Source organism: Paenibacillus forsythiae T98 (assembly GCF_000520735.1).
GTDB lineage: Bacteria > Bacillota > Bacilli > Paenibacillales > Paenibacillaceae > Paenibacillus_AQ > Paenibacillus_AQ forsythiae.
Window position 1 is genome coordinate 1 of sequence record NZ_ASSC01000393.1, and the last position, 445, is coordinate 445.

Below are 445 nucleotides of genomic sequence, written 5' to 3' on the forward strand. Positions count from 1 at the left end.
TGCTTTCTTGCGTCGGATGATTCGTCTCATATTACCGGCGCGCAGATCGTCATTGACGGCGCCGAGTCGCTGCTGACTTAAGGACGTCATGCCCGGAAGGCATATGGCAGCATCAAGAATCCGCATGATCCGGACCGGCTCCGGACTATGCGGATTTTTTGCGATTGTGAGCAGTATAACGCATTTCTGGCGGGAGCGGGACAATGTTCATCTATGATAAAATAAAGCGAGGCGCGCAGCGCGCCGGGAGTAATCACAGAGGAGGCGGTGGAAATGGCCATACTGTCCTGGCTGGCCGAGCAGCGGATTGAAGAGGCGATGCGCAAAGGCGAATTCCGGAATTTGCCGGGCCATGGCAAGCCGCTGGAGCTGGAGGATATGACGGGAGTGCCCGAGGAGCTAAGGATGTCGTTCAAGATCATGAAGAATGCCGGACTTCTTCCGG

The 445-nt window shown here is 56.0% G+C and carries 1 protein-coding gene; it reads left to right on the forward strand.

All coding sequences use genetic code 11. The features are described from left to right. Positions 1–279: 279 nt before the first annotated feature. Positions 280–445: DnaJ family domain-containing protein (locus L692_RS28660; protein WP_415752763.1), on the forward strand; the 166-nt coding region annotated here is incomplete at its 3' end.